We start from the raw sequence: 8,486 nt of genomic DNA, 5'->3' as shown, positions 1-8,486 counted from the left end.
AGATATTCGCAAAGAGTTTCCTGGTATTGTCGCTAATGACAATATTACACTCCAAGTGAAAAAGGGAGAAATTCATGCTCTGTTAGGAGAAAATGGTGCGGGTAAGTCAACGCTGATGAACGTTTTATTTGGACTTTATCAGCCTGAAAAAGGGCAGATTCGTGTAAACGGCCAAGAAGTCAAAATCACGGATCCTAACGTAGCGAATGACTTAGGAATTGGGATGGTTCATCAGCATTTTATGCTCGTTCAAAACTTTACAGTAACAGAAAATATTATTCTTGGAAACGAACCGACGCGAACGGGCAAAATTAATATTAAAAAAGCAGCTCAAGATATTCAAGAGCTTTCAAATCAATATGGATTATCGGTAGATCCATATGCGAAGATTCAAGATATCTCAGTTGGCATGCAGCAGCGAGTGGAAATTTTAAAGACGCTTTACAGAGGAGCTGACATTCTTATTTTTGATGAACCTACTGCCGCCTTAACACCTCAGGAAATTACGGAATTAATTCAAATTATGAAAAAGTTAATTCAAGAAGGAAAGTCGATTATTTTAATTACGCATAAATTAAAAGAAATTATGTCAGTGTGTGACCGCTGTACAATTATCCGAAAAGGCGTCGGGGTTGGCACGGTAAATGTGCAAGAGACCAACCCTGATGAACTTGCTGCTTTAATGGTAGGAAGAGAAGTGCATTTTAAAACTGAAAAGAAAACAGCGACTCCAAAAGAAGCTGTGTTAACAATAAAAGAATTAGTAGTAGAAGACAGCCGAGAAGTAGAGGCTGTAAGTTCACTTAATCTAAGCGTTCGGGCAGGCGAAATTGTAGGCATCGCGGGTGTAGATGGTAATGGTCAAACAGAGCTGATTGAGGCAATTACGGGTCTGAGAAAAATAAAGTCGGGCTCGATCACATTAAAAAATCAAGAATTGTCTACGTTATCCACTCGTAAAATTACGGAGTCAGGAATAGGACATATTCCGCAGGATCGTCATAAGCACGGACTGGTATTAGATTATACAATAGGTGAAAATATTGGTCTTCAAACGTATTATCAAAAGCCGATGTCTAAATCAGGTATTTTAAATTATAAAGAGATGTATAAAAAGGCAAAAGAACTAATTGCAGAATATGATGTGCGAACGCCTAGTGAATATACACAAGCGCGATCGCTATCGGGGGGGAATCAGCAAAAAGCCATTATTGCCCGTGAAGTAGACCGCAGTCCGGAACTATTAATTGCAGCTCAGCCAACGAGGGGGCTCGACGTAGGAGCCATTGAATTTATTCATAAAAAGCTGATTGAAGAACGAGATAAAGGACGAGCAGTGTTGCTCGTTTCGCTAGAACTCGATGAAGTAATAAATTTAAGCGATCGCATTGCGGTTATTTATGAAGGAAAAATAGTCGACATTGTAGATCCAAAAGAAACGAATGAACAAGAGTTAGGCTTATTAATGGCAGGCGGTACGCGTGAGAAAGCGGGTGGAACAGCATGAATAAACTTGTGAAAAATGAACGTGTAATGATGATTTTGATCCCTGTTGTATCGGCCATATTAGGGCTCATTGCCGGAGCGGTTATTATGTTGCTAGGCGGCTATGATCCAATGCTTGGCTATCAATCTCTTTTTGACGGGATGTTTGGAACCCCAAAAGCTATTGGAGAAACGATTCGTGCCATGACTCCTCTTGCTCTGGCTGGTATAGCGGTTGCGTTTGCTTATAAAACCGGTCTCTTTAACATTGGAGTAGAAGGACAGCTTTTAGTTGGCTGGTTGGCTTCAGTATGGGTTGGGTATGCGTTTGATTTACCAGCGGTTATTCATATTCCTTTAGCTGTATTAGCAGCAGCTGCAGCTGGAGCAGTTTGGGCGTTTATTCCAGGATTTTTAAAGGCAAAATTTCATGTTCATGAAGTAATTGTTTCCATAATGATGAATTATATTGCCCTTTATACAACGAGCAGCTTAATCCGTACGTATTTATATGCGGGTAATGAAAAATCGTATGATATTAAAGAATCGGCATCTTTAGCATCAAGCTTTTTAGCGCAGTTAACCAATAACTCCCGCCTTCATTACGGCATTCTTATTACCATCGCTGCAGCCGTCGTAATGTGGTTTATTTTGAATAAAACAGCTAAGGGCTTCGAGCTAAGAGCTGTTGGTTTTAATCAACATGCTTCACAGTATGCAGGAATGAATGTAGGCCGAAACATTGTGTTATCCATGGCGATTTCAGGGGCTTTTGCCGGGCTTGCCGGGGCAATGGAAGGGCTTGGAACATTTCAGTATATGGGCACATTCACTGCATTTACGGGTACGGGGTTTGACGGTATCGCCGTAGCCCTGTTAGGAGCTAACAGCGCAATTGGAATTTTATTAGCTTCATTCTTTTTCGGAGGATTGCAAACGGCGGCTCCTCAAATGAACTTTATGACAGGGGTACCGTCTGAATTAATTCAAATTGTCATTGCGCTTATTATCTTTTTTGTTGCATCTAGTTATTTAATTCGCTGGGTGCTTGGCCGTGCAGGCAAGGGGGGAGCAAAATGAACTTCTTAGAGGTGTTAGCCATTATTATTCCAGCGGCGCTTTATTCAGCTGCACCGCTTATCTTTACCGCGCTCGGAGGGATATTTAGTGAACGTTCCGGGGTCGTGAACATCGGGTTAGAAGGGCTGATGATGTTTGGCGCGTTCACAGGTATTGTTTCAACCCTTTTACTTCAGGATTCATTAGGTGCTTGGGCCCCTTGGGTAGCGATAGTAATTGCGGCTGTTGTTTGCGCTGTGTTTTCGCTGATTCATGCTGTTGCAAGTATTACATTAAAAGCAGATCAAACTGTAAGTGGGGTAGCGCTGAATTTTCTAGCTGCGGGTCTTTCAATCTTTTTAATCAAAAAGATTTTTGGAAAAGGACAAACAGATTTTATCCAATTCCGTATCGATAAAGTAAGTATTCCAGGTCTATCAGACATTCCAGTAATCGGCAAAATTCTGTTTTCGAATGTTCCTATTACGTCTTATATTGCAATTGCGCTAGCTTTTGCTGTATGGTACATCATTTATAAAACGCCGTTTGGTCTTCGTCTTCGTTCAGTTGGTGAACATCCAATGGCAGCAGACACGATGGGGATTAAAGTTGTGAGAATGCGTTACGTTGGCGTTATGATTTCCGGCATGTTCGCTGGAATCGGCGGAGCGGTGTATGCTACGTCTATCGCTACAAACTTTGCAGCGGGAACGATTGCTGGACAAGGGTTCCTTGCTATTGCAGCTATGATTTTTGGAAAATGGCATCCTATTGGTGCTTTAGGTGCAGCCATGTTTTTCGGATTAGCACAGTCCTTGAGTATCACGGGAGCTCAGATTCCGGTTATTCAAGATATTCCATCCGTCCTTTTAACCATTGCACCGTACGTATTAACAATTTTAGCACTCACTGGTTTTGTAGGACGTGCTGAGGCTCCTAAAGCGCTAGGCGTTCCTTATGAAAAAGGCCGCCGCTAATAAATCCTCTATACGAGGTCTAACAATGACTAAAATTGGATRAATATAGAAGGTGGAGACAAAGAAATCATATTCTTTTCTCCGCCTTTTTTTCATTGAGAGAAAGAATATGAAAAGAAATGAGGAAGCGCGCGGCAAGTTACTTGAAAATGTTTCCTTGAATTCGATATAGTGGTTATAAGACTAAAATTAGCGTTAAAGATTCAAAATAGAAGTATTGTCTAGTTAATACATCAAAATTTAAAAGGAGGTTTATATATGAAATTATTGACTGAACAAAAACATGAACTAGAAGGATTGACTGTTCATACCATTCAAACAGCTAAGTACAAAACAAACACGTTCATTTTAAAACTAAATGCCCCTTTAGATAAGAAAACGGTGACAATGCGTGCCCTTTTACCTTATGTGCTTCAAAGCGCTACCGAGTCGCTGCCGTCTACGACAAAGCTTCGTACATATTTAGATGAGCTTTATGGTGCTACTTTACAAGTAGACTTAACAAAAAAAGGTGATAACCACGATATTACGATTCGCATTGATATAGCGAATGAAAAATATTTGAAAGATTCAACTCCGCTTTTGCAAAAAGCGTTAGCGCTTCTTGGCGATATTTTATTAAAGCCAGCAGTTGAAGGGGACTCTTTTTTAAAGGATATTATGACAAAAGAAAAGCGTTCGCTTCGTCAGAGAATTCAAGCCGTATTTGATGATAAAATGCGCTATGCTAATTTAAGACTAGTCGAAGAAATGTGTAAAGAAGAACCTTACTCTTTACATGTAAACGGTCAAATTGACGACGTGGAAGAAATTACAGGTGAAAGTTTGTACGTCTATTATCAGCAGGTGTTAAAAGAAGATGCCATTCACCTTTATGCTATTGGAGATTTGCAAGTCGAAGAGGTTTTACAAACAGTAAAAGAAACATTTACGTTACCAAAGCGCGAGCAAAAAGACATTGAAGATTCTATTACGTCTAAAGATATCTCAAAAGTAAATGAAGTAGTGGAAAAACAAGAAGTAAAACAAGGGAAATTAAATATTGGCTACCGCACAAATGTTGTATACGGAGATAGACAGTATTTTGCTCTGCAAGTATTTAACGGTATATTCGGAGGTTTCTCACATTCTAAGCTATTTATCAATGTGCGTGAAAAAGCAAGCTTAGCCTATTATGCCGCTTCAAGGGTAGAAAGTCATAAGGGGTTACTGATGGTCATGTCGGGTATTGATGCTAAAAATTACGACCAAGCCGTGACCATTATTAAAGAACAAATGCAGGAGATGAAGCAAGGGTCGTTCACAGACGGCGAAATCGCTCAAACAAAAGCCGTCATTCACAATCAGCTGCTTGAAACGGTGGATACTCCACGAGGACTAGTAGAGGTTATGTATCATAATGAATTAACAGGCAAAGACATTTCAATTGACGAATACTTAAAGCATATTGATGCGGTATCTAAGCAGGAAATTATTAAAGTGGCTGAGAAAATTGAAATGGATACAATTTATTTCTTAACAGGAACGGGCGGTGAAGAAAATGGAGAAAATTGAATTTTCGCAGCTTCAGGAACAGCTGTATCATGAAAAAATGGATAACGGGCTACAGGTATATATTTTGCCAAAGCCGGAGTTTAACAAAACGTTTGCTACCTTTACAACGAACTACGGATCGATTGACAATCAATTCGTACCGCTAAATGAAAATGAAATGACAAAAGTTCCGGACGGAATCGCACACTTTTTAGAGCATAAATTATTTGAAAAAGAAGACGGGGATGTCTTTCAGCAGTTTAGTAAACAAGGCGCTTCGGCCAATGCATTTACTTCTTTTACCCGCACAGCTTACTTATTCAGCTGTACGTCAAATTTTGAAGAAAACCTTGAAACATTAGTGGACTTTGTACAAGAGCCGTACTTCTCAGAAAAAACGGTCGAAAAAGAAAAAGGCATTATCGGTCAAGAAATTACAATGTATGACGACAATCCGGACTGGCGCTTGTATTTTGGCACCATTCAAAATATGTACAAAAACCACCCTGTTAAAATTGATATTGCCGGCACGATCGAATCGATTTCACATATTAATAAAGATTTGCTGTATACATGCTATGAAACGTTCTACCATCCAAGCAACATGCTGTTGTTCATTGTAGGTCCTGTTGATGCGGAAAAAGTAATGAAGCAAGTCCGAGACAATCAGCAGAAAAAAGATTATAAAGAAATCTCTGACATACAGCGTCATTTTGACGAAGAGCCTGAAACGGTGGATCAAGAAAAACAAGTACTAAAAATGCCGGTGCAGTCTTCTAAATGTATGGTGGGTCTAAAAGCGAAAAATCCGCAGCGTTCAGGTGGAGAAATGCTTAAATATGAGTTAGCAATGAATATTATTTTAGATTACGCATTTGGAAAAAGCTCTTCGTACTATGAGGAATTATATGCAGACGGGCTCATTGATGAAACATTTGCTTATGATTATACGGAGGAAAGAGGATTTGGTTTTGCTCTTATCGGAGGAGATACGGACCAACCGGAGCAGCTGTATGATCGAGTTAAACAAATTTTACTTGAAATGAAAACAAAATCACTAACAGAAGAGGAGCTTGAGCGTATCCGTAAAAAGAAAATTGGCGGATTTTTACGTTCATTAAACTCACCTGAGTTTATCGCTAATCAGTTTACACGCTATGCATTTAATGATATGAATTTATTTGATATTGTTGAAACGCTGGAAAAACTGAAGGTGAACGAAATAAAAGATGTGCTAAACGAGATTATTGATGAAAAGAACTTTACGGTTTGTGAAGTAGTACCTAAATAAAGATGATTGTTGCCAAAAAAGCTGATGTTCATCAGCTTTTTTGCATGTAAAGGAGAGAAGGTTATGGAGAAATTTGCCCTTGTGACAGGTGCAAGCGGAGGAATTGGCACAGCGATTGCTAAGCAATTGGCTGAGGATGGATATTCGCTTATTTTGCATTACCATCAACGAAGAGACAGAATAGAGGCGCTTGCACATGAGCTTGCTGAAAAGGTAAAAACCGTGTTTACGGTACAAGCGGATTTATCATGTAAAGAGGGAGTGGAGAAGTTTTTAGAGGAAATTATTGTTCCGGTAGAAGTTATTATTCATAACAGCGGACGAAGCGTTAGCGGGTTAATGACAGATACTCCGGCAAAAGAAACTGAAGAAATGATCTATCTTCACATCACGGCTCCCTTTGTTATTACCAAAGCTTTATTACCTAAAATGATTAGTGCTAAAAGCGGACAAATCATCATGATTTCTTCCATTTGGGGACTTACAGGAGCTTCATTTGAAGTCCTTTATTCAATGGTAAAAGGTGCACAAAATACATTTGTAAAAGCTTTGGCGAAAGAGGTTGCACTAAGTGGGGTTCGAGTAAATGGAGTTGCGCCCGGAGCGATTGAAACGGATATGATGGCCAGCTATTCAAAAGAAGAGGTCAAAGAGCTGGCTGAAGAGATCCCTTTAGGAAGAATAGGATATCCAAAAGAAGTGGCAGAGGCGGTTTCATATTTAATATCTTCACGAGCTTCCTACATAACGGGACAAATATTATCGGTTAATGGCGGCTGGTACATATAAAGTGTGCATAAAATCAAAAACAAGGTACAAACTATGATATGAATAAACCTTAAGGAGGGCTACTCATGTCAGTATTAGAAAACTGGGATAGCTGGAAAGATTTTTTAGGCGACCGTTTACATCATGCGCAAAACGAAGGAATGCAAGAAGAAGTTATTCATGATCTTGCTTATCAAATTGGTGGATATTTAGCAAACCAAGTTGATGCAAAAAATGATCAAGAGCGAATTTTAGCAGACCTTTGGAGCGTTGCTTCTAAAGAAGAGCAGCATGCGATTGCGAGCAGCATGGTGAAATTAGTTCAAAATAACGGATCAGTAAAATAAGTTATCGTTTCTAAAAAGGAGCTAATTCACCGCGTGTGAGAGCTCCTTTTTTCTTAGAAATAAATAGTACAAATAAATAAGCGCTTACATACATAACAAATGTAGAACTACTTGTCTTTAGGGTTTATAATAGAATGGAAATCATTTATAGTTAAACTAGGTGAAAAAAAGGGGGCACCTCTCGAAGGCCAGCCAAGAAATGGGAGGGGTTTGATGGAGAAAATTGAGTGGTATTTAGAATATCAAATACAAAAAAATCGTCCGGGTCTTTTAGGTGATATTTCATCGCTTCTTGGAATGTTGTCAATTAATATTGTCACAATTAATGGAGTGGATGATATTCGCCGCGGATTATTGCTGCGCTGTGATTCACATGAGCAAATAGACAGGCTTGAATCTATTTTGAAAACAATGGATAATATCATTGTGACAAAAATGAGACCGCCTAAATTGCGTGATAAGTTAGCAGTGCGTCACGGCCGCTATATTCAGCGGGACGCAGATGATAAAAAGACGTTCCGTTTCGTAAGAGATGAATTAGGTTTGCTCGTAGATTTTATGGCGGAACTGTTTAAACAAGACGGTCATAAGCTTATCGGCATTCGAGGTATGCCGCGAGTAGGCAAAACCGAATCCATTGTAGCAGCTAGCGTATGTGCAAACAAAAGGTGGCTTTTTGTGTCTTCTACACTCTTAAAACAAACGATTCGCAGTCAGCTTATTGCTGACGAATACAACGCCGATAATATTTTTATTATTGACGGGATTGTATCGACAAAACGAGCGAATGAAAAGCACTGGCAGCTTGTACGAGAAGTAATGAATGTACCCGCGACAAAAATTGTGGAGCATCCGGATGTATTTGTACAAAATACCGAGTATTCGTTAGATGATTTTGCCTACATTATTGAAATAAGAAACGACCCCAATGAGAAAATTACATATGAAATAATGGAAGGTCCTCAAATGTTTCAAGACGGTGGATTATCGATGTTTGATTTTTAGCATAATTGGTAGGTGTTAGCA

General features: G+C 39.3%; 8 protein-coding genes. All 8 read left to right on the top strand.

The features are described from left to right. Positions 1–1,507, top strand: a 1,507-nt coding sequence (locus AC1DRF_RS11925) for an ABC transporter ATP-binding protein (RefSeq protein WP_477740808.1), incomplete at its 5' end; no start/stop codon positions are given. Then, positions 1,504–2,565: an ABC transporter permease gene (locus AC1DRF_RS11920; RefSeq protein WP_014458483.1), complete on the top strand. Its 1,062-nt coding sequence runs from the start codon at positions 1,504–1,506 to the stop codon at positions 2,563–2,565. The genes AC1DRF_RS11925 and AC1DRF_RS11920, both read left to right, overlap by 4 nt. After that, positions 2,562–3,521: an ABC transporter permease gene (locus AC1DRF_RS11915; RefSeq protein ID WP_013084750.1), complete on the top strand. Its 960-nt coding sequence runs from the start codon at positions 2,562–2,564 to the stop codon at positions 3,519–3,521. Before AC1DRF_RS11920 ends, AC1DRF_RS11915 begins: the two co-directional genes overlap by 4 nt. Positions 3,522–3,779: 258 nt before the next feature. Continuing rightward, positions 3,780–5,075: an EF-P 5-aminopentanol modification-associated protein YfmF gene (yfmF, locus tag AC1DRF_RS11910; RefSeq protein ID WP_230183192.1), complete on the top strand. Its 1,296-nt coding sequence runs from the start codon at positions 3,780–3,782 to the stop codon at positions 5,073–5,075. Next, positions 5,062–6,345: an EF-P 5-aminopentanol modification-associated protein YfmH gene (gene yfmH, locus AC1DRF_RS11905; RefSeq protein ID WP_025750276.1), complete on the top strand. Its 1,284-nt coding sequence runs from the start codon at positions 5,062–5,064 to the stop codon at positions 6,343–6,345. The genes yfmF and yfmH overlap by 14 nt, the downstream gene beginning before the upstream one ends. A gap of 63 nt (positions 6,346–6,408) precedes the next feature. After that, entirely contained in the window at positions 6,409–7,134 is a 726-nt protein-coding gene (gene ymfI / locus AC1DRF_RS11900; RefSeq protein ID WP_013084748.1) for an elongation factor P 5-aminopentanone reductase, read from the top strand. Between the two features lie 65 nt (positions 7,135–7,199). Further along, positions 7,200–7,460 (top strand): DUF3243 domain-containing protein, encoded by a 261-nt coding sequence (locus AC1DRF_RS11895; protein ID WP_013058809.1) that lies wholly within the window; start codon positions 7,200–7,202, stop codon positions 7,458–7,460. A gap of 213 nt (positions 7,461–7,673) precedes the next feature. Then, complete coding sequence (locus tag AC1DRF_RS11890) at positions 7,674–8,465, top strand: DUF3388 domain-containing protein (protein WP_013058808.1); 792 nt, start codon at positions 7,674–7,676, stop codon at positions 8,463–8,465. The last annotated feature ends 21 nt before the right edge of the window (positions 8,466–8,486 follow it).

Source organism: Priestia sp. P5_B4, from assembly GCF_056400385.1.
The sequence above is the reverse complement of the archived record's forward strand: the minus strand, read 5'-3'. Positions and strand labels throughout refer to the sequence as shown.